This window comes from Subtercola sp. YIM 133946 (assembly GCF_036553535.1).
Taxonomy (GTDB): Bacteria; Actinomycetota; Actinomycetes; order Actinomycetales; family Microbacteriaceae; genus Subtercola.
The window spans coordinates 60877-80393 of sequence record NZ_JAZHPE010000039.1 but is presented as its reverse complement, the minus strand read 5'-3'; the positions used below and the strand labels follow the sequence as shown (position 1 = coordinate 80393).

The window sequence follows — 19517 nt, the reverse complement described above, 5'->3', positions numbered from 1 at the left end:
TCAGGCCTCGCTTCGGGTGTAAGGGATCGTGAGTGCCTGGGGCGCCCGGTGCCGCCGCCGCCCACCTGCAGCAAGAGCGGAGAGGGCCAGCACATACGGCAGGGCGAGCCACAGGGGTGCCGGCACGGTGATCGCTGGCTGCAACAGCGCGAGAGCACCCGACACCAGCACGGCGACTATTCCGATGATCTCGACTGTCGTGACAGGGGCGGTGCGGCGCCGCAATCGCCCGACGATCAAGAACACCGCCACGGCGACCAGGGCCATGACCCAGACCTCGGGCGGCACATCGCCACTGGCCTGCAGGCGCAGCTGCAGGGCATCCGCCCCCGCGAAGATGGCCACCGCCACCAGCAGGCCGCCGAGCCGCCAACCGCCGAAGAGCACGGCGGCGAGAGCGAGGTACCCTCGGCCGCCGACCATCGCCTCGCGAAAGACGCCGACGTCGCCGATCGAGACGTAGGCGCCGGCAGCGCCGGCGCAGGCCCCGGCGAAGAGCACTCCCGCCCAGCGGATTCCGCGCACGCTGACGCCTGCGGCGTCAGCGGCAACGGGATTCTCGCCCACGGCTTTGAGACCGATGCCCCAGGTCGTGCGATTGAGCGCGAGGCCGACCCCGACGACGACCACGATGACGGCGTATACGAAGACGTTTTGCGTGAATATGGCCTCGCCGAGCACGGGAATCTGTGAGAGTACCGGCAGGGCGACCCGCGACAGTGGCGTGAACGACTCTGCGCCGGGGAAGAGATCGGCGTTCAGAAATGCCGTGACGCCGAAGCCGAGCAGGTTGATGGCGATTCCGGCGACGATCTGGTCCACCTTCGCCTCGATCGCTAGTACCGCCATCAGAGCGCCGAACAGCAGGCCGGCGACGATGCCGCCGATGAATCCCAGCCCGATGCTGCCGGTGACGGCCATCGTCAGATACCCGCCGAAGGCCCCGCCGAGCATGATGCCCTCGAGTCCGACGTTCATCACGCCGGCACGTTGCGAGACGAGTTCGCCCGTGGCGGCCAGCAAAATCGGAGCGGCGATGGTGACCGTGGCTATGAGAAAAGCAATGTCGAAGACGCCCATGGTCACACCCGCCCGGCCGGTTCGCGCACCGGTGTGGTCGGGACCGGAGCAGGGGTCGCCGACGTCAGTGACCGTTTGGCCCGTACGTGCACGAAAACCGTCGACAGCAGTACGAGCACGATGACCGCGCCCTGCAGCACCGCCGCCAGAGACGAGGGTACGTCGAGCTTGGCTTGCAACGCTGTTCCACCCACGTTGAGCGACGAGAACACGATCGCCGCCAGAATCGCTCCCACCGGCGAGTTGCGGGCGAGCAGCGCCACGGCGATTCCGTTGAAGCCGACTCCCGCTTCGAATCCGTCGCTCATCCAGGGTGCGCTTCCGGCGAATAGCAGGGCGGCGCCGGCGAGGCCGGCGAAGCCGCCGGAGATGAGGATGGCCACGACCCCCGTCTTCTTCGGGTCGATGCCCGACCAGCGGGCTGCGGTCTCGTTTCCGCCCGAAGCGCGAACGTCGAAGCCGAACCGCGTGCGTGCCAGCATGAGCACGAGCAGCACGGCGCAGACGGGCATCAGCACGATGTCGAACGAGAGAGCGTGTCCCGGGATGCCCGGCACCGCGGGCCACAGGGTCGACATGGGGAAGGTGGCGCTCTGCGGTTGACCGTCGAGCGAACCACGAAGAGGGCCGCGAATCAGCCACGTGGCCACCTGCACGGCGACCAGGTTCAGCAGCAGTGACGAGACGATCTCCAGCACACCACGTACGGCCCAGAGCCAGGCGGTGATGGCCGCCCAGAGCGCGCCCCCGACGATGCCGGCGAGCGCGGTGAGCGGTACGGCGACGATCGGCGGAACATCGCCGCACAGCAGCCCCACAGTCGTGGCGACGGTACCGCCGGCGATGATCTGACCTGGAAAGCCGACGTGCAACCGACCGGCTTTGGTCGTGATGATCCAGCCGAGCGCAACCAACAACAGGGGAACGGCCTGGGTGAGGGTGGTGCCGAAGTTCACCGGCGTGCCGAACGTACCCTGCCAGAACGCGGCACCGGCGGCGGCGGGCGAAACACCGATGGCGAGAACCAGAGCTGCGGCCGCGACGATGGTCACCGCGAGCACCGCGATCGGCGTCAGGATGCGCGCGAGATCCGCACGGCCACGGCCGCGCAGCGCGTTCACGCTGCCACCGCCGAGGTCATCAGGGCGCCGACCGATTCACGAGTCGCCGTCGCCGCGGGCAACTCACCCTGCATCCGACCGTGCGCGAGCACGACGACGCGGTCGCTCATGGCGATCACTTCGTCGAGATCCATCGAGATCAGAAGCACTGCTCCGCCCCTGTCACGGTGCTCGATCAGTCGGCGATAGACGAAGTCCGTCGCCCGCACGTCGAGCCCGCGAACCGGCTGCACGGCGATCAGAAGTGTCGGATCTCCTGAGAGCTCACGCGCGAGCACCGCCTTCTGCTGATTGCCGCCGGACATGCGACCGATCGTGGTGTTCTCGCTTGCGGCGCGAACGTCGAACTCGACCATCAACTCGCGTGCTCGGCGCTTGGCGGCGGCGGTATCGAGAATGCCGTGACGGCGCAGCGGGGCGTGGCGGAGCATCCGCATCGTGATGTTCTCCCACAGGGTCATGCCCCCGACTATCGCCACATGGTGGCGGTCTTCGGGAATGAGTGCGCCGCCGGCGTCGTAGAAGTGCTGCGGATGCCCAGCCGAGATGGCGACACCCGATACGCGCACCGTTCCGGCGAGAGGCGCCGCGACGCCGACAATTGCCTCTACCAATTCGCGCTGGCCGCTACCGGCTACGCCCGCGACGCCCACGATCTCCCCACCACGCACCGTCAGCCCGACTCCCGATAGGGCGGGTGGCGCAGAGGGGGATGAGTTCTCTCGAGCGACATCGAGGCCCTCGATCTCGAGCACGGCGGCACCGGGTCGAGAGGGTTCGAGCGGGGGGCGTGGATCGACGGCGCCGCCCACCATCAGCGAGACCAGGTGCTCGGCGCTCACGTCGCCGAGGTCGCCCGAGCCTGCCACCGCCCCGCGGCGCAGCACCGTGAACCGGTCAGCCACGCTGAAGACCTCAGAGAGCTTGTGCGAGATCAGTATGATCGCGTGCCCGTCGGCCGCGAGGCGCTTCATCAGACCGGCAAGATCCTCCCACTCGTCGGGGGTCAGCGCGGCACTCGGCTCATCGAAAATGAGAATGCTCGCACCGCGCACCAACAGCTTCACGATCTCGATACGCTGCCGCTCGCTGACCGAGGCGTCTTCGACGAGTCGATCAGGTGTGATGCGCAGCCCGGTTGCCGAGGCGACCTCATCGGCCTTGCGCTGAGTCTCGCGCAGATCGTTCCGCCACGGAAAGACGGAGGGTCGCATGGCGATGTTCTCCACTTCGCTGAGGGTGGGCACGAGGGTGAAGTGCTGATGAACCATCCCGATCCCGGCGCGCAGAGCCTGCTCGGGCCGGCGAAAGTGAACGGCTTCACCGTCGATCTCGAGCGTGCCCTCGTCGGGCTGATAGAGACCGGTGACGATGCGCATCAACGTCGTCTTGCCGGCGCCGTTCTCACCGAGCAGTGCGTGAATTTCGCCCCACGCCACCGCGAGGTCGACGTTCTCGTTCGCGGTGAAGGAGCCGAACCGCTTCGTGACCGCGCGGAGCGTGAGGGCAGGTGCGCCGCGCTTCGCCTTCAGGCTCACTCGCGCATCGGGATCGGTATGGATGGTCATGGGTGACTTAGCGTTCGATCTGCGCGTAGTCGGGCTTGGGCAGCAAGACGCCTTGATCGGGAGTGATCTCCCCGGCGATCAACTGCTTCGTCACCTTGTCGGCAATGGCCTTCTCCGCGTCGGTGCCCTGACCGGGGCAGAACTCGAACTTCAGCGCACCATTCGCCAGTCCGTAGCTGACGGAGCCGCCGGGTAGGTTCTTGGCCGCAGCCGCACTGACCGCATCCTGCAAGATCTTGGTCCAGCTGACGGTGCCCGACCCGACGATGTAGGGGCTGGATTCGCAGTGCAACGCGAAGACGTCGTATACGTCAGTGGCAGTGGGTGCGGCATCCGCGGCCTGATAGATACCAGCCGAACCCGCGTCGAGGTCGGAGATGATCGAATCGATGCCGTTGGCCATCATGGCTTCGGCGGCCGACTTGGCCTTGCCGACGTCGTTGAAGTCGCCCGTGTAGGTGACCGACACGTTGGCGCTCGGGTCTTGAAGCTTTGCGCCTTGCTGCATGCCGTAATACCAAGCTGACGTGGCGGGAAGCTCCAGGCCGGCGATCACACCTAAGTCCTTCGACTTCGAGCGCTCTGCCGCAACCGCGCCGGCGACCATCGCCGGGTATCCGACATTCGCGATCACCGATGTGACGTTGTCAGCAAAGCTCGGCAAGTCGGCCGCAACCAAGATGAACCGGGTGTCCGGATACTTCGCCGCGACGACTTCGACGGCTTTGTTGAGTGAAGCACTGTCAGCGATGACGATCTGATTGTCGGCAGCAAGCGATTCGAGCCCCTGAATCTGGTCTTGCGACGTCGTGACGTTGTCGACGATCGAGGTCAGCTTCAGAGTGGGATCTGCGTCGACTGCTGCTTGCACGCCAGCCAGGCTGTATTGGGTCAGTCCGTTGTCGTTTCGGGGCGCAGCTGCGAGGAAACCGATATTTGTTGTGCTTCCGGCCGCGGCGCTGGAGGTGCTTCCGGCGTCGGCTTGGCCTGACGCGCATCCAGCGAGGAGAACCACACTGGCCGCAGCCAGTGCAGTGATGGTGAGGGTCTTGCGCATAATGGAGCCCCTTCGTGATCGGGAAGTGCGAGTGGGTCGAGCGAGAGTGGCAAATCTATCTGCCATGCCAGATTTCACTACCTTGTTCAATCTGATGCATTCAACAGCTAATTAATAGCACCCAAGGAATAAAACTGCCATACCAGAATCTAAATGAATAATGTTTCGCGCGCATTTCGGCGAAATCAAATTCGTGTGTCGGAGGTGGCATCCGCGCGACAGCACCCCGGCACACGCTTATCCTCTGCTGCTGAAACGGGCCGCTGCACGCCAGCGACTCGCCGTTCGGTGTGGGGCGGACTCGCTTCGATGTGTTGCAGTTCCAAGCTCCCTGGGTCAGCTCATCGTGAGTCGCCGTTGGCCACGTCTTCAGATCAGCGCGTCTGTTTGGTTATCTGGGGCGAAGTACCCGGCTGGTGGGGCGGTGTAGGGCAGCGGGTCTCCGGGTTTGCTTTCGTCTTCGGAGCCGGCGTATGGGCCGTCTGAAGAGAGCAGGACGGCCATGTGGCGGTCGCAGTGGGTGAGCCACCAGTCGCTCATCGCGGCGGGGTCTTGGCGGGCTTTTTCCCATGCTCGCCAGAGGGCTTCGATGCGGCTGATGGCTTCTTCGCTTTTCCACCACGCCGCCCGCCACCGGAAGTTCCCGCGGCCCGGCCGGGTGATCTGGCGCCGGTACTTGTATCGCAGCTGCTTCCGCACGAACTCATCCGCCGAACCGTAGAACAACGTCGGTACGAACGTCTCAGCCTCCCTTTCGAGCTCACCGCTACCGGGGGCGTCGGGTTCGTCGTCGAAGTCGTACGTGCCGCTCATCGCTACGGGTGGCCGGGTTCGTGGGCCGCGATCGACGCCTTGATCGCGGCGACAGTGTTTTTGTTGCCGGTGTACCAGGGCAGGGTGCGGAGGAGTGCGGCGCGGTTTCCGGAGGAGAACATGACGGCGCGGCCGCGGGGCATGTCGGCCAGCTCCTGCACCTCGAGGATCTTCTCTCGCTTCAGCGCAGTTGAAGTTGAGCGGATGCCGCGGTTGAGGCTGACGGAGGTGGTCTCGCGGTCGTAGGTGCCGATCAGGTCCGACATCTCCCCGAGGAACGCAGGTTCCGAGACGCCGCCGGCATAGATTTTCACGTTGGACGCGGACCAGAGTTTCCGCATGCCGTCTTGCCCGAACACGGCAATGCCTTGGCTGTAGGACTGGAACACACTCATGATCGGAATCCCTCGCGATCCGAAGTGGGAGTACAGGTCGGGGAGATCTGTCCACCGGCAAACATTGGCAGCCTCATCCAGCAGCCCAAGCAACGGCGTTCGCAACCGGCCGCCGGGTGAGTTCGACGCCAGCTCCTCGGCCGCTTCGATGGTGGCTGCGGTGAGGGCGGTGACGAGGGGGCCGGCGGTGCCGGCGCCCTCTTTGGAGAGGCTGTAGAGGGTGCCGGTACCTTTCACGAATTCGTGCGGGTCAAACCGCGGTCTCGGGATGAGCGGGGAGGGGTCGGGGTTCACCCAGCGTTCGATGCCGGTGTTATTCAGGCACGAGGCCATCCGCTCCGCAGAGGAATAGATGCCGTCACGTTGCTTCTCGGTGGCTTGCTGTACGGCGCTGACGCTTTCCGCGAGACGCTGGTACCCGGCACGCTCGAGGTAGGTGACGGGACCTGTGCGGCTGACGTTCGTCAACCACTCATACACGTCCGTAACCGGCCGGCCGCCGACAGCGGCGGCGAGGAGGAACGCGGCGAGGAGGTTCTGGCCTTTCCCGTCGAAGTACGCATCCGTTCTCGCCCCCGGCAGGGTGGTCCCGGAGGCAAAGTGTTGCGCCATCTTCGCCGCCTTAGTGTCATCGGTGACGTAGGACAGCGGGTCCCACCACCAGGTCGGCTCTTCCAGGGCGACGCGTTGCGGGTCGAACACCCACACCGGCCCCACCTGTTCGCGCGGGTCACGGGTCGCGTCAAGAACGTCTCGCTTGTTCGACGTCGTCACCACCGCACCCGGTGCCGCGCTGATCGCCGGGATGACCAAAGAGGTCGATTTACCGACGCGGGGGCCGGCGATGAGGATCATCATGTCCTCGAACGACGCGTACACCGTCCGCGAACCGAGCAGCAGCTTCCCGATGGGGATACCTGCGGAGTCTGCGACGCCGAGGCGGGCGGACTTCTTCCGCGCCTGCTTCTCCTGCATCCCGTCGAGATCTCGGGCCCTAGCCATGTACCGGGCCGCATGATCAACGCTCGTCCGACCCTTCCGGCCGGCCGCGCGAAGCCACAGGTAGAAGACCCCGACGCCTATGAGCAGCACAACGATCGCTCCGGCGATGAGGGTGCCGGTGGGGGGCCAGGTAATGGTGCCGCGGAGAAGTCCGCTGATCATCGCGAACGGATCCGACGGCAACCCCGGATTCACCCCATCAGCTCGAGAGCCGACGGCGACAGCGACCCAGATGACACCGACCGTTGTGAGGGCGGTGAACGCCACCCCGAGCATCAGTGCGTTGTTGGACTTGCCGGGTTCGCGGCGCCGGTTGTTCGCAAGACTCACGGCAGGATCTCAACGTCCACGGGGTCGGTGGTGCGGCCGGCGCGGGAGGCGGTGTGCCAGAGCTTGTTGGTGTCGTTCACTTCCATCTCCGCCTGCGTCAGTTCGACCCGGATCGGGATCCCGGGACGGCCGCCGACTTTGATAAGGAACCGGCCACGGCCGGGCGGTTCCGCCTCATGCCCGGACACCGGGTCCCAGGCGGGTGGGTCCTGCCAGGACGTCAGCATCGACTGCTCCGACACGGACAGCGGCACCGCAGACGTCAGCAGCGGCATCTCTGCGCCGGGCAGTCCGCCGCAGACGACCATCCCGGAGCGTTCCACGAACCCTCGCGCTTTCATCTGGTCCTCCGTTGACGCCAGCGAGAGCAGGTCCGACATGGTGTGCGAGATCATCGCCAAACCCACGCCGCGGGCCCGGTTGAGGCGGGTGAGGGCGTCGACGCGGTCGACCATGCCCCGGCCCGCGCGGAGGGCGCGCCAGAGCTCGTCGAGGATCACGAAGTAGTGTCGGCGCGGCTCAAGCCCGGCGTCGGCGAGGGCGGCTGCAACATTCACGGTCCCGAACCCGGCCGACCAGCACGCCAGCAGGATTGCGGCTTGCAGGTCGCCTTCGGAGTCGTCGATGGAAGACACGTCATAGACCACCGGCCGGTCCCGGCGCATCGGTGTTGTCGTCTGCTTCGAGAACACTTCCCCGAGCCGGCCGCCGGTGGTGAGCCCGATGAGGGACGCTTCGAGGTTCTCGGTGATCGCCTTGTACCGGGTCAGGTCCCCGCGATCCAAGGCCACCTGCCGGATCTCGTCGGGTGCGTCCTGGATGACCGTGAGGAGGTCGGCGAGAACGGGGACGCCGTCGTGGTTCTCGTCGAGGTATTTCAGGGCCCGGTCGATGATGGTCTCTTCCCGGTCTGTCGGGGGCTCGGAGCGGAGGATGGTGAGGAGGGCGGCGATCATGGTGTGCCGGCGGCCGTGCGCGTCCGCGAGGACCTGGTTCGCGAGGCGCTGCAGCTTCTCCGCACGGATCCGTTCCTCGGTGGCCTCTCCCAGCAGCTGGTCGGTCTCCGTGCGGCCGGTGACGAGCACCGCTTCTGCGATTAGCGCGTCAGAGTGCGTGAGAGCTTCGGTGCTGGCTGTGGTGAGGCGGGTGGCGGCGTGGTGTGCTTCGCCGGGGTCGAGGATGTTGAGGTACCCGCGTCCCCGGCCGAGGGTGATGACTTGACCGTCGAGGGCACGGATGAGGTCGACATAGTCCGGCTTCAGATCCCCGAGCACCAGCGGGAGGGTGCCGTACCCGGCGAGTCCGGCGGCCATCCGGCGGGTCAGGGAGGATTTCCCGAGGCCGGGTTTGCCGAGGACGAACATGGACGGGTTGGAGATGAGGTTCGCGCGCTGGAACCACGAGATCGGGTCGCAGCACACCGACGCACCTGTCGCGAGGTTCTTCCCCAACGGCACCCCGATCATTGGTGTTCCTGTGCCGACAGAGAACGGGTACAGCCCGCATACCTGCACGGTCGTGGCACGGAACTCATCCGCCGGCTGGATGCTCACCGCTTGCCCGCCGCCACGGCCCAGCCATCCTGTGGCCGTCGGCCGCAGCGGCCGCTTCGGGGCGGACCCCCGGGTCGTCTTCTGCTTTCCGCCTTGGTGCGGGATTGCGCGAACCTTCCGGGTCCGCTTGGGGAGTTTCTCGCGGACCAGCGGCGACCGGGCAGCATCTGCCGCCGCCGCTGCCACTGCGTCCTTGGTGGCGCGGGCGGCGCGCCGCGATGGGGCGACGGCCCCGTCCGGCAGACCGGTCACCCCGGTCGGTGATCCGCCCGTGATGCCGTCGATGGCAGTCGGAGCGACGTCTGGAAGGTCCTCGGTGGTGGTGTGGTGGGCGAGTTTGGCGGCGTTGTTCATAGTGAGCCTTCCGTGAGCGGTTATACGGGATAGGTGTGGCCTAGCGCCTTCTGGCACCGGGCTTTCCGCCAGGTGCGAGGAGTGTGGTTGTCGGTTAGAGCGCTTCTCGTACTTCGTTCGGGATCCGCAGGTGCCGTGGCAGGACCAGGCCGAGGGGAAGCGCGGCGGCGAAGGCTGTGTCTTGCGAGCCGAACGCGGGCCGCATCCGTAACCGGGCGGCTGCGGTGAGGGAGTAGAAAGCGGCGCGGGCGTCCGCCTGCTGGGCGCGGTCGGTGGTTGTTGCGGTGACGATCAGGCCGAAGTTCATCAGCCCCGCCCCTGACGCTTCTTCCGCCGCGGTCGCTTGCGCTGACCGGGTCGACAGCGTCGACCTTGCCGTCGGTTTCGTTGATGCAGTGCTGTTGAACCGTGCCGCGTTCAGATCCGCCTCGACCAGCGCTGCGGCGCGGGCGGGGTCGATGGGCCGGTACAGCAGGGTGACGCGTTTCCTTGCGATGTCGCGGTGCGGTGCGAGCAGGCGAGCGAGGATCCCGGACTGCACCACACCACGCGGCGGGCTCGTCATCGTCCACGACGTGCTGACCGCCCCGTCGTGCCGGTAGGAGTCCCAGCGCGCTTCCGCTGCGGCCGGTCCCACGTCCGTCCACGATAGGTCCGCGAGCTCCCCGGCCGCTTTGGCCTGATCGATCAGCAGGGCAGCGTCGGGGTCGTACGCGACCCGGATCACTTCGCAGAGCTCCTGCGCACCGAGCGGTCGGGCGGCGCCCGCGCCGGTCGCCGCGAGACTGGAGGTCAGCCCGGGGATCCGCGCACCGAGGTCGCCGGCGACTTCTGCGGCGGTTCGTTTCTTCCCACCGATCCGGGACGTTGCGGAGAACGTCAACGCAATGTACGCGCGGATCGTCGCAGAGCCCACCGGGTAGGACTGCATCACTTCGGTGAGCATCGCGCGCGCGAATTCGGGGGCGTCGGGGTCCATGGACCCTTCCACTTCCCCGCGGAGCCGTGTGCCGGTGTCGGGTGCTGTTTCGATCGTCACGGATGCGGCTTCGAGGCCGGGTTCGTCGCCGAGGTTGGAGAGCCAGATGCCGTACTCCGCGACCTGGTTGTTGATCTGGTCCTGATCCACCAACGCCGCACCATCCGGCTCGGTCGCGAGAACGATGGTGAAATGCCGGGTCGCGGGGGTGCTGATCAGCGCGAACCGGCGCCCGTGGGAGTCCTCCCATTCCGTCAGCTGCGATGCTGCCGCGAGCCCTGGGAGTTGGAAGGTGCCCCACTTTGCCCGGCCGGTGGGGCCGGAGCGGTAGATGTTTGCTCCTTTGGTTTTGGTGCGGTACCAGTTCATTCGGACCACTGTCCTTCCCAGGGCGGATTGCCCATGTTTGTCTTTCACTGAAACGGTCAACAGCACACCGCCGAAGACACCTGCAACGATCAGGGCAGTACCGAACCCGGCGAACATCGAGGCCACGATCGAGGCGACGATGCCGATGAACATCACGATCGTTGCCAGCTGCCCCAAACCGCCTAAGCCGGCGGTTTGAGGTTTCCGCCAGTTCCCGTAGGTACGCGGTGCCGTGCTCGAGGCGACGGGAGGTGTTGTGGTAGTCATGGGTTAGCTTCCGTTCTCGTTGCTGCCTGTTGCGTCAGCGGTCGCAGCTTTCACCGCACCCGCCGTCGCCTTCGCGCCGTCCGCGACCTTCCCGGCCACCGCGACACCAATACCGACAGGCCCCGCGGCAGCGGCCGCCCCACCAGCCGCAGCACCACCCGCTGCGGCACCGCCTCCGGCTGCAGCACCCCCACCGGCCGCGCCGCTGGCAACCGATCCACCACCCGCGGCGGTTCCGGATCCTGATGCGGCCGATAGGCCACCCTTGGCCCCGGCAGCTGACGTTCCGCTCCCGGAGGGCCCCTCACTGCCCCCTCCCCCACCGCTACTGCTGCTGCCGCTGTTGCTTGAGCGGATCGCGCCGGTAGCAAGCTCCGCCGCCCCACCCACTGCGGCGGCGCCGAGGAGCAGGCCCGCGCCCCCTCCGCCGCCGCTGCCGACGGAGGAGATGGCGGGGACCATGAACCGCATCAGCGCCGGTAACGCGATCAGCGCGATGAGCATCAGGGCAAGGCCGGTGACGATCTGGAACAGTCCGGTGCCGTCGGATTTGAACAGGTCTGTGCCGGTCATCCGGAACGCGGTCGCGTACACGATCGCCGCGGCAGGTTTGTAGAGGATGAAAGCGATCGTCCACGCCAGCACCTTCTTGAACCACTGCCGGCCGATCTCGGTATTCGTGAACGACGCCGCGACCGGGAAAATCCCCGCCAAAAGGACCAACATTGCGCCACGGAACACCATCAAAGCGATCTGGATGTACGTCATCAACACCGCCAGGAGGCCCATCAGGAACAGACCGATCAGCCCGATCGGGGACAACGTTGTGAGGCCGATCATGCCGGCGACGTTGGTGCCGAAACAGTTCGATTCCCCGTTCGTCACATCACATGTCGTCGAGTTGTTCAACACCCATACAGAGAACTGGTCCCCGGCCTCTGTCGCGAGCCGGATCACGACAAGGCCCGCCCCGGCGACAGCGATCAGGGTGAAGATCGCCCCGCCCAGCTCCTTCAACGGCATAGCGCGTTGGGTCCACGCCATCCGGCCGGCGGCTACGAGGATCGACAAGATCGCCAGGCCCGCGGTGTACCACTGCAGCTGCCCCTGCACCCACCCGACAACAGACGAGGCGTTACTGCCCGCCATTGCCTGGGGCAGGAACCCGGCGAGGAGGGCGGACGCGGCCGAGAGTAGTACGACGGCGATGAGGATCACCCCGATCCGGCCCAGGTGGGCTTCGCCGTCGCCGTGCCGGCGGCGGCTGGCCATCATCACTCCCGCTGCGATCAGGGATAGGACGGCGATACCGGCGCCGACCCAGGTGACGTAGCTGAGGATCATCTCGAACGCCCCCGACGCCGGAGGGACCCCTCCCCCGGCTGAGCTGCCGCCACGGTCAACGACCGTCACCGGTGACGGCACCTGCACCCACAACGAGCCAAGGGACGCGAGGGCCTTCCCGAATCCCTCGAAGATGTTGTTCACGAACTGCTGCAGCGCGTCGTTCGACGCTTTGGAGACGACGTCGCTGACGCCGGACGAGCTCCAGCAGACGAAGTCCCAGGGTGCGCACGGCGCGGCCGGGTCAACGCTCATCACGAGAGACCGGACCATGCGGTGTAACCGCCGAGGCTTTGCAGCACGATGGGGCGGAATGGGGGCTGGCCGTCGTCGGTGAGTTCGGCTTTCCAGTCCCCCTCCACCCATTTCATCGTGGACGCGAAACTCATCAGCGTGCCATTGGTCAGGGTGAACGCGGTGTCGATCGTGGCCTCGGTCCCGCTGTAAGACAGGACCTTATAGCCGGCGATCTGTGCGGAGAGGCCGCCGTTGCTTCTGGTGCTCGCAGCGGCCATGGCGGCGTCACGGCCGGGACCCGGCGCGGTGTTCGCTGCGATCGCTAACGGTGCGAGACGAGCATCAGAACCCATCGCCCACGAGTTCGCGACGGCGAACAGGGCGCCGGTTGGGGTGTGGGCGTAGCAGCTGCGCACACCGTCAGCGTCAGTCACCCCAGGACCGGCCGTCGTGCTGTGCGGGGCGGCCATGATCCCGACAATGTCCCATTCGGTTTTCGGGGCGGCTGTCAGGGTGCCGGATTTCACGAAGCCGGGCAGCCCGCACACGCTCGCCTCAGCGGGATCCGCTGTGGAGGTGGCTGTCGCGGCCGGCGTGGAGGCGGCGACCGTGCTGCTTTGGTCGCCGCCTCCATGGACTGAGGTGAAAGCGAGCAGGATGGCCGCGGCCGCGAGGGCGCAGATGATGATTGCGCCGGAGATGAAGCCCCGCCGGGTGGAGGGGTTTCGCGGTTCTGCGTCGCTCATAATAAATCTCCTTGCCTGTTGGTGGGTGCGGTTACGCACCCATGAGGAAGCCGACGATGGTGAACGCGGCGGAGATGATGATCACGCCGACGAGCAGACGGCCAAGCCACCCGCCGATCTCGCCGCCCTCCCCACGCCTAGCGGATACGGTCATCGTGACGCCGAGGATGATGAGTCCGACGACAGCTACGCCAAGGCCCACCCATTTCGCCCAGCCCATGATCGTGGTGAACGCTTCGAACCCGGGCGGCATCGTGCCAGCCCCCGGGTCCGGGACGGCTCCGGTAACCTGCGCGAAGGTGCCCGCGGTTGTGATGATGTCGTTGGCAGCTACCAGAAGGGACATCGTGTTCTCCGTTTCATTTTCTTTTGGGGGTTCACCGTCGCGGTCGCGGGGTGAAATTCGTGGGTTTTAATCAGGGGGTGGTGACGGGGCCGTCGGTGAAGCCGACGTCGAAGTGCAGATGGTTCGTGGTGTCGGAAAACTGGATGATGTGGCTGTAGGACACCGACCGGCACTGGACCTGCCCAGCGCGAGACCCGACAGGGACAAGCGGGTCAAGGATCGACAACAGGCGGAGTGAGTTCGCGTCGCACCCGGTGAGGCTCTGACCGTTCAGGGAGTAGAAGTCCACGGCGTGCCCTCCCCCGTTGATCCAGTGCGCGGACTCGGTGCCGGCGCCCTCGATCGAGCCGGTGCATTGCCGGTTCAAGTCAGAGATCCCGACCTGCGAGAAGTTGTTCAGCGCGATCGTGATGACCTGCAGGATGCGGACATCGATACCGCAGATACTCGAGGCGGTACCGTCAGCGACACCGCGGATCTCTGCCGCATACCGGTCCTCCGCGAGCATGAGCTTCCCGTTGTTCATCGCCGCAACCAGGTTCGCAGCGAGAGCGCGCGCATCCCCAGAGACAGCGCATCCCACTCCCCCGCCAGAACCTGACCCGGTCAGATAGGTGAGGATCGCGACGGCGTCGGCACGGAACTGGGTGTAGTAGTTCGGGTCCGCGTTGCCCTGCACCGAGTTGATCGCCAAAGACGGGTCCATTGTTTCCCATCCCGCGACGCCTGCAAGGCGGGTGAAGAACAAGGTGGCTGAAGCGGTCGGGTCCATGCGCTGTGCGACAGTTCCCCAGGAGGACTGCTGCTGGAACAAGCCGATCGAGTCAGCGACAGACCCGTCCGGGTTGATCGCCCCGTCGCCGTAGTTGATGTTCCGGAGAGTGGATTCACCAATGACAGTTTGCACACCTAGGGTCTGCGCTGCGGTAGGCAGACCCAGGGTGACCGAGGCGTTAGCGATCAGGGCCGCGTTCACGAGCTGGTCACGGTCATACGCGCCAACCGCCGCATCCGAAGCGATGCCATCGACATTGATCTGGCTGCCTGTACCGACCGTGCACGCCGCCGCTGCGCCCCCGAAAAACAGAATCCACAACGACAGCGAGACCACGAGCACTGGCACCATCACCACAGCGAGTACCCCAACACCACCTTTGCCAGCCACCCCTAGTTACCGGCCATCGGAGTAATCTGCTCGACCAGCCAAGGATCGGCAACTTCTGGGCGATGAACATACACGGAGTAATCGCCCGCGTTCGTCGGCACGATCACCCGCACAGTGAATGTTCCGTCACCGTCACGGACCCGCGCGTCCCCGGTCACGTTGGTACAGGGCACTCTTGCCGGGTTGACCGTCTCGTACGCGATCGCCGCGCTCTGGCTGAGGATAGGGTACAGGCCGTCGATCCAAGTCTCGCGGTCGAGAGTCGGCTGGCAGAACGCCTTCATCACGGTGGCGGCGATCGTAGTTGCATCGGATCCAACGGCCGACAAGCCAGAAGGTCGATCTGCGTCATGCGGGGCGGACGCCGAGGGCGGGAGATGCTCAGCCGTTGACCGAGGTTCCGTCAGCGGCAGCTCCTCTGCTTGGGATGTGCATCCGACCAACATGAAGGTGAGAGCGACCACGGCCAAGGTCCGACTCACCCGATTCGAAAGCAATGTCCTTCCTTTCTCATTCCGGGTAACGCTTCTGAGCCAGCTGGGCACACGCATTTGAAAGAGCCATTTATCAATTGCCCTAGGCAATCAGAAAATGTCCTACACACTTAATTCGAGTATAGGCGGCAATCAGAGAATGTCTACGTCGATTTCGCCGGTGAGACTTTTAGGCACTTTGGTCGATAGATGCCCGAAAAACGGCGCAACTCGGCCTCACGTAAGCATCGTGCCAATGGGAAAAGTGATGCGCGCGACAGCGTCAGTAGGCAATACAGCACTCTTGGACGACCCAAATTTCGGTACCTTAGTCGAATGGACAGCTTCGAGTACCGGAAAGAGCTCGCGAAGCGCGTCAATGCCCTCGTCGTCGTCTACGAGTTCGAGACCGGGTCCTCTCTAAAATTCGCCGCAGTCCAAACCGCTCTCGAAGAAGCGGGCGTCTCCATTAGCCGGCAACGATGGTCCTACATCAAGCACGGCTCAGGCTTTGCGGTGAAAGACCAGCCACTGCTCGAAGCAATCACCAAATTCTTTGGGGTCGATTCAGAGTTCCTGTTAGACCTCTCGTCCCCTCCGAGTGAAGACCTGCAGCGACGCATCGATCACGTAATCAGACTGCGCCGCGCAAACGTTGCAAAGGTCGCAACACGAGCGCTCGGACAGCTCGACCCTGAGCTCGCCGAATCGCTCGTCCGCGCAATCGAGGAATCCGCCGATCCAAGCGAATCGCGTAAACCCTAAATGCGATGAACTAGCCCGCTCAGCACCAAGATTCTGACGTTCGATCATTCGTGGCCCCTCCCGCGCAGTTGCGGCGAGGTGAGAGGAAAGCATGGACAAGCATGTTGAAGAAGTGCTCGACCAGGTCGGCGCCGCTCCGGGCGACGACCTCGAGACGGTCCTTGGGAAAGTCGAGGCAGTCGTCGGGATGCCGTTGCGCCTGGAGGCGCCGATGCACAAATGGAGCGGCACGCCGCTCACCGCAGCTATGGCGTTCCATGAGCGCCACATCTCGCTCTTTTACGCACCCCACCGCTCCCTCGTGTACCAATTGCATTGCATCTACCACGAGATCGGTCACGTCCTTCTCCAGACTGAATGCCGACACATCTCCAAAACGGAAATGAACGCCCTCTCAATCCCGATCGAGGGCGTCATCACCGCCTACGCGCGCAAACTCAACCCGACCGAGACGATTGCTTCACACAATTTCGACCTTCACGAAATCGACCGCACCAGACTGACGCCAGCAGCGCGAGACTTCGAAGCATCCGAAGAAATGGTCGAGAATTTTGCGTACGCCCTCGCCGCTCGAATCCGCGAACGCCCCCTCACCCGCATGGGCGAGGTCTTCGCTTGAAACAGTTCGCGGTCATTGCTTTTGCGATCCTCCTCGTCCTGCTTCTCACGCGCCTTTCTTCGCTCAAGCGTCCTTCTGCCCGCCCCGCGTGGCTCGCTACCTTCTTCGGCTGCCTTGCCATCATCTCCATTGGCGCGGTATTCCCCCTCCCCCTAGTAGACGAAGCGCTAGGCGGCACCAACCTCATCAACCTGGTCCAAAGCTTCCTGACCGTGACCGCTTTCTGGTTCTTTCGAGACGCAGTGAGCATCTTTTACCAGAAGCCAAAGCTACGTTCTCGGTGGACGCTTCTCTTCATCGTGGTGGCGATGGCCGTGCCGTTCCTGTTCATTCACGACCGTGGACCGACCTCAAACACGTTCATGGCCGACCATGTCGATCAGCTCGGCAACGTGATGTACAACACCGTCTACATGCTCGCGGTGGCAGCGATCGTTCTTGATCTCATCCGCCTTCTCCGGCATCCGGCCGACAAAATCCAGACCGTCTTCCTGGTCGGGCTTTTCCCCATTCCGTTCGCTTGCGCCGTCGAGATTGCTTACGTCGTCACAGCACACCTTCTCCCCTACTGGGGTGGGGCTCAGCTTCTTGCAGATGCTTTTTACCCGCTGTTTTACGTGGGAGTATCGATCGTCGCGATCGCATGGACTACCGCGATGATCCGCGAAAGAGGAGTCATCAATCGCGTCCTGTGGAAACTCCGGTCGGCACAGGTGGCGTATCTCCTCAAGCGCTCCCACCTGTCCGCCTTACGGGCGTTCCGTAGCAAGAAGCCGGACGAACTCGCTTACGCCCTGTCGATTCAGATCCGAAACCACGAGATCCACACTCAAATTCCGCTCAGCCACCGTCAGGAGCGCGCAGTGGCTCGACTCGAATCGCGCTTCCTGGAACTCAGCGCTGCGGATCTGACAGCAACCGCGCGGTAACTAATCCTTCAAACCGCGAACGGTCGACGTTCCACTCCATCGTGTGAAGAGCGCCCGTGAACTCAGTTAGGGTCACCAGATCCGGATTCACCTCCCGCATTTGACGGCTGAGGCGTATCGGAACTTCCTCATCACTCGACGAATGGATGATCAGCGCTGGGACGGTAAGTCTTTGCCGTGTCGTCCAATCCAACGCGTTGAAGTCGAGGCCGGCTGGTAGGCCGATAGACCGGGCAAAGGGGCTCCAGCCCAGCGCGGCAACTACAACAGAGGAAATCCAACGCGGGACGCGGGCGGCCTCGGCGCCGAAGGCAATGACCTCTGCCCAGTTGGTCACAGGACCGACCAAGATGAGATCTGAGATCTGACCCCGGTGTGCTGATTGTTCTGCGACCCTCAATGCAATTCCGCCGCCCTTGGACCAGCCCATCAACGTGATGCGCTCCGCCCCTTGTTCGAGCGCAAACGCGACTGCCGCCTCGACATCCAGTAACTCCGTCTGGCCGAGCATGCTGGCGTTCTTGGCCACCGCAGGCCCCTCCCCGTCGCCTCGATAGGACACAACCAGCGACGTCACCCCAGCAGCAGATGCGGCTACAACGCCTCGGAGGGGCGAGTCACGGCCAACGCGCAAACCGTGAATATGAATAACCCAATGCCCACGCTGATGGCTTCCAGAGAATAGCCAAGCCGGACAGTCGCCAGCCGGTGAACGGACAATCACAGGCGACCACGGAAGGCCTAGTTCGGCCGGCAGCGTCCAGACCATTCCGATCCACTCTGCCGGTCCTGCCTTTAGTCGGCCTCCGCTTTCTGAAATGATCTGACGCGTAACGGTTCTGGCCCGGTCATTCGAGCTGACCACGTCGCCGACGACGGTGTGGCATTTTCGATCATCTGTCCAGCAGGCGTATAGGCCCGAAGCGTTAGTGGCCGGTGTCTGTACGAAAGTCGCGAGACTACCCTCACGACTCACGCACGTCACGGTCTTCGGCTTAAAAGGCAGGACAACCTTCCCCGCAAAGACGCGCAGCCCAGCCCATACCGCACTTAACAGCGCAATTGGAGTGAGTATGAAAACGACGAGCCTCATACCAAGCAGAGTATCGACTTATAGGCGGCTGCGGAAGTTTGCTAGGCAAAATGAATATGCCCCGGACATTGTGTGAGTACGATGCGTTTATGGTCGATTTATGTACCCGCAACAACGGTAAATTCGGTTCGCCTGAGGAGAAGGCCGCCAGCAAGCGGGGAACCCGTACGAACAATCGAGACACACCGACAGCCTTCGCGCACGTATGCATACATTAACGAGAGCATTGCGGGCATGAGCGCAAACAGAGGCAGAGTTCGTCGACCGGACAACGTTCCCACCGTGCTGTTGCAGGCCCGTGTCTCGCCCGACATTCGGGATGAAGTCTCTGCAGCAGCCGCAGCAAGCGGCGTCTCTCTCGCGTTCTACCTCGAAAGTCTTCTCAAGAGAGATCTCGCCGAAAGCGGACGTCTTCCCATCTTTGAGATCCGTCCGCAATTGGAGGAGCTGCCCATCGACCAGGTCGCTTAATGACGAAGGGCCCGTCGCGCCAACGACGGGCCACTCAAAGTTTCGTAGCTCAAACCTTCTTCGCTTGCCGGCTAACAGGTTAGAGCTAATCCAGATCACCAGCCCATAAGGGAGGTTTCTCTATGTCCGTCACTATAGCAACACCGTCTGAAAAATACAGCAGCCTCTTCGCGGGCGTGTCGTGCCAGCCGGCAAACACCCCAGTCCGCCAGGCGGAGCACTGTAGCTCTGGCGTGGCGTCGACGCTCGGACTCACGATGAGCGAACCCGCTCTCGTCTTCTCGCGCACAGATTACCGACGGGAGCTGCCTACGGCGACCGGTTAACGAAAATAGCCCGCCGTACCACCGGCGGGCTATTCCCAAGTCATGTAGCTCGAACCCTCTTTGCTTGCAGGCGGGAGGTTTTAGCTAATTCAATCCACCTGCCCTCACGGGAGGC

At 64.2% G+C, this 19517-nt stretch carries 18 protein-coding genes; 4 read left to right on the top strand and 14 right to left on the bottom strand.

Going from position 1 to position 19517, the window contains the following annotated elements:
* From V3W46_RS12995 to V3W46_RS12935, 13 genes are all read right to left on the bottom strand, one after another.
* A complete protein-coding gene (locus V3W46_RS12995; RefSeq protein ID WP_331783540.1) occupies positions 1-1080 on the bottom strand; it encodes an ABC transporter permease in 1080 nt (359 codons plus the stop codon).
* A 2-nt stretch (positions 1081-1082) separates the two neighbouring features.
* Entirely contained in the window at positions 1083-2201 is a 1119-nt protein-coding gene (locus V3W46_RS12990) for an ABC transporter permease (RefSeq protein ID WP_331783539.1), read from the bottom strand.
* Complete coding sequence (locus tag V3W46_RS12985) at positions 2198-3769, bottom strand: ABC transporter ATP-binding protein (RefSeq protein ID WP_331783538.1); 1572 nt, start codon at positions 3767-3769, stop codon at positions 2198-2200. The genes V3W46_RS12990 and V3W46_RS12985 overlap by 4 nt, the downstream gene beginning before the upstream one ends.
* A 7-nt stretch (positions 3770-3776) precedes the next feature.
* Positions 3777-4826, bottom strand: a complete 1050-nt coding sequence (locus tag V3W46_RS12980; protein ID WP_331783537.1) for a BMP family lipoprotein — start codon at positions 4824-4826, stop codon at positions 3777-3779.
* A 369-nt stretch (positions 4827-5195) separates the two neighbouring features.
* A complete protein-coding gene (locus V3W46_RS12975; protein WP_331783536.1) occupies positions 5196-5639 on the bottom strand; it encodes a DUF4913 domain-containing protein in 444 nt (147 codons plus the stop codon).
* Positions 5640-5641: 2 nt separating this feature from the next.
* Positions 5642-7366: a type IV secretory system conjugative DNA transfer family protein gene (locus tag V3W46_RS12970; protein WP_331783535.1), complete on the bottom strand. Its 1725-nt coding sequence runs from the start codon at positions 7364-7366 to the stop codon at positions 5642-5644.
* Entirely contained in the window at positions 7363-9273 is a 1911-nt protein-coding gene (locus tag V3W46_RS12965) for an ATP/GTP-binding protein (protein WP_331783534.1), read from the bottom strand. Before V3W46_RS12965 ends, V3W46_RS12970 begins: the two co-directional genes overlap by 4 nt.
* 94 nt (positions 9274-9367) lie before the next feature.
* Positions 9368-10888: an SCO6880 family protein gene (locus V3W46_RS12960; protein ID WP_331783533.1), complete on the bottom strand. Its 1521-nt coding sequence runs from the start codon at positions 10886-10888 to the stop codon at positions 9368-9370.
* Positions 10889-10891: 3 nt separating this feature from the next.
* On the bottom strand, positions 10892-12505 hold the full coding sequence (locus V3W46_RS12955; protein WP_331783532.1) for a hypothetical protein: 1614 nt from the start codon (positions 12503-12505) through the stop codon (positions 10892-10894).
* Positions 12487-13215, bottom strand: a complete 729-nt coding sequence (locus tag V3W46_RS12950) for a hypothetical protein (protein WP_331783531.1) — start codon at positions 13213-13215, stop codon at positions 12487-12489. The genes V3W46_RS12955 and V3W46_RS12950 overlap by 19 nt, the downstream gene beginning before the upstream one ends.
* A gap of 31 nt (positions 13216-13246) precedes the next feature.
* The gene (locus tag V3W46_RS12945) at positions 13247-13561 is read right to left on the bottom strand and encodes a hypothetical protein (protein WP_331783530.1); all 315 of its coding nucleotides are present in this window, start codon (positions 13559-13561) and stop codon (positions 13247-13249) included.
* A 70-nt stretch (positions 13562-13631) separates the two neighbouring features.
* Positions 13632-14693: a hypothetical protein gene (locus V3W46_RS12940; protein ID WP_443069982.1), complete on the bottom strand. Its 1062-nt coding sequence runs from the start codon at positions 14691-14693 to the stop codon at positions 13632-13634.
* A gap of 35 nt (positions 14694-14728) precedes the next feature.
* Positions 14729-15013 carry a hypothetical protein gene (locus V3W46_RS12935; protein ID WP_331783529.1) on the bottom strand — a complete coding sequence of 95 codons (285 nt, stop codon included), beginning with the start codon at positions 15011-15013 and terminating at the stop codon, positions 14729-14731.
* A gap of 522 nt (positions 15014-15535) precedes the next feature.
* Between V3W46_RS12935 and V3W46_RS12930 the strand changes: the two genes are divergently transcribed.
* The 3 genes from V3W46_RS12930 (at position 15536) to V3W46_RS12920 (ending at position 17512) form a co-directional block, all read left to right on the top strand.
* Positions 15536-15964 carry a hypothetical protein gene (locus V3W46_RS12930; protein ID WP_331783528.1) on the top strand — a complete coding sequence of 143 codons (429 nt, stop codon included), beginning with the start codon at positions 15536-15538 and terminating at the stop codon, positions 15962-15964.
* 91 nt (positions 15965-16055) lie between these two features.
* A complete protein-coding gene (locus tag V3W46_RS12925) occupies positions 16056-16583 on the top strand; it encodes a hypothetical protein (protein WP_331783527.1) in 528 nt (175 codons plus the stop codon).
* On the top strand, positions 16580-17512 hold the full coding sequence (locus V3W46_RS12920; protein WP_331783526.1) for a hypothetical protein: 933 nt from the start codon (positions 16580-16582) through the stop codon (positions 17510-17512). The genes V3W46_RS12925 and V3W46_RS12920 overlap by 4 nt, the downstream gene beginning before the upstream one ends.
* On the opposite strand, the gene V3W46_RS12915 is transcribed toward V3W46_RS12920, so the two are convergent.
* Complete coding sequence (locus V3W46_RS12915; protein WP_331783525.1) at positions 17478-18041, bottom strand: alpha/beta hydrolase family protein; 564 nt, start codon at positions 18039-18041, stop codon at positions 17478-17480. The two genes, V3W46_RS12920 and V3W46_RS12915, sit on opposite strands and share 35 nt — an antisense overlap.
* Positions 18042-18839: 798 nt before the next feature.
* Here V3W46_RS12915 and V3W46_RS12910 point away from each other — a divergent pair.
* Positions 18840-19076: a hypothetical protein gene (locus tag V3W46_RS12910; RefSeq protein WP_147305966.1), complete on the top strand. Its 237-nt coding sequence runs from the start codon at positions 18840-18842 to the stop codon at positions 19074-19076.
* Positions 19077-19517: the final 441 nt, after the last annotated feature.

Excerpts from the sequence above, each read along its gene's own strand:
- V3W46_RS12995 (WP_331783540.1), bottom strand. The coding sequence starts at position 1,080 with ATGGGCGTCTTCGACATTGCTTTTCTCATAGCCACGGTCACCATCGCC.
- V3W46_RS12985 (WP_331783538.1), bottom strand. The coding sequence starts at position 3,769 with ATGACCATCCATACCGATCCCGATGCGCGAGTGAGCCTGAAGGCGAAG.
- V3W46_RS12980 (WP_331783537.1), bottom strand. The coding sequence starts at position 4,826 with ATGCGCAAGACCCTCACCATCACTGCACTGGCTGCGGCCAGTGTGGTT.
- V3W46_RS12975 (WP_331783536.1), bottom strand. The coding sequence starts at position 5,639 with ATGAGCGGCACGTACGACTTCGACGACGAACCCGACGCCCCCGGTAGC.
- V3W46_RS12965 (WP_331783534.1), bottom strand. The coding sequence starts at position 9,273 with ATGAACAACGCCGCCAAACTCGCCCACCACACCACCACCGAGGACCTT.
- V3W46_RS12960 (WP_331783533.1), bottom strand. The coding sequence starts at position 10,888 with ATGACTACCACAACACCTCCCGTCGCCTCGAGCACGGCACCGCGTACC.
- V3W46_RS12955 (WP_331783532.1), bottom strand. The coding sequence starts at position 12,505 with ATGGTCCGGTCTCTCGTGATGAGCGTTGACCCGGCCGCGCCGTGCGCA.
- V3W46_RS12950 (WP_331783531.1), bottom strand. The coding sequence starts at position 13,215 with ATGAGCGACGCAGAACCGCGAAACCCCTCCACCCGGCGGGGCTTCATC.
- V3W46_RS12945 (WP_331783530.1), bottom strand. The coding sequence starts at position 13,561 with ATGTCCCTTCTGGTAGCTGCCAACGACATCATCACAACCGCGGGCACC.
- V3W46_RS12930 (WP_331783528.1), top strand. The coding sequence starts at position 15,536 with ATGGACAGCTTCGAGTACCGGAAAGAGCTCGCGAAGCGCGTCAATGCC.
- V3W46_RS12925 (WP_331783527.1), top strand. The coding sequence starts at position 16,056 with ATGGACAAGCATGTTGAAGAAGTGCTCGACCAGGTCGGCGCCGCTCCG.
- V3W46_RS12910 (WP_147305966.1), top strand. The coding sequence starts at position 18,840 with ATGAGCGCAAACAGAGGCAGAGTTCGTCGACCGGACAACGTTCCCACC.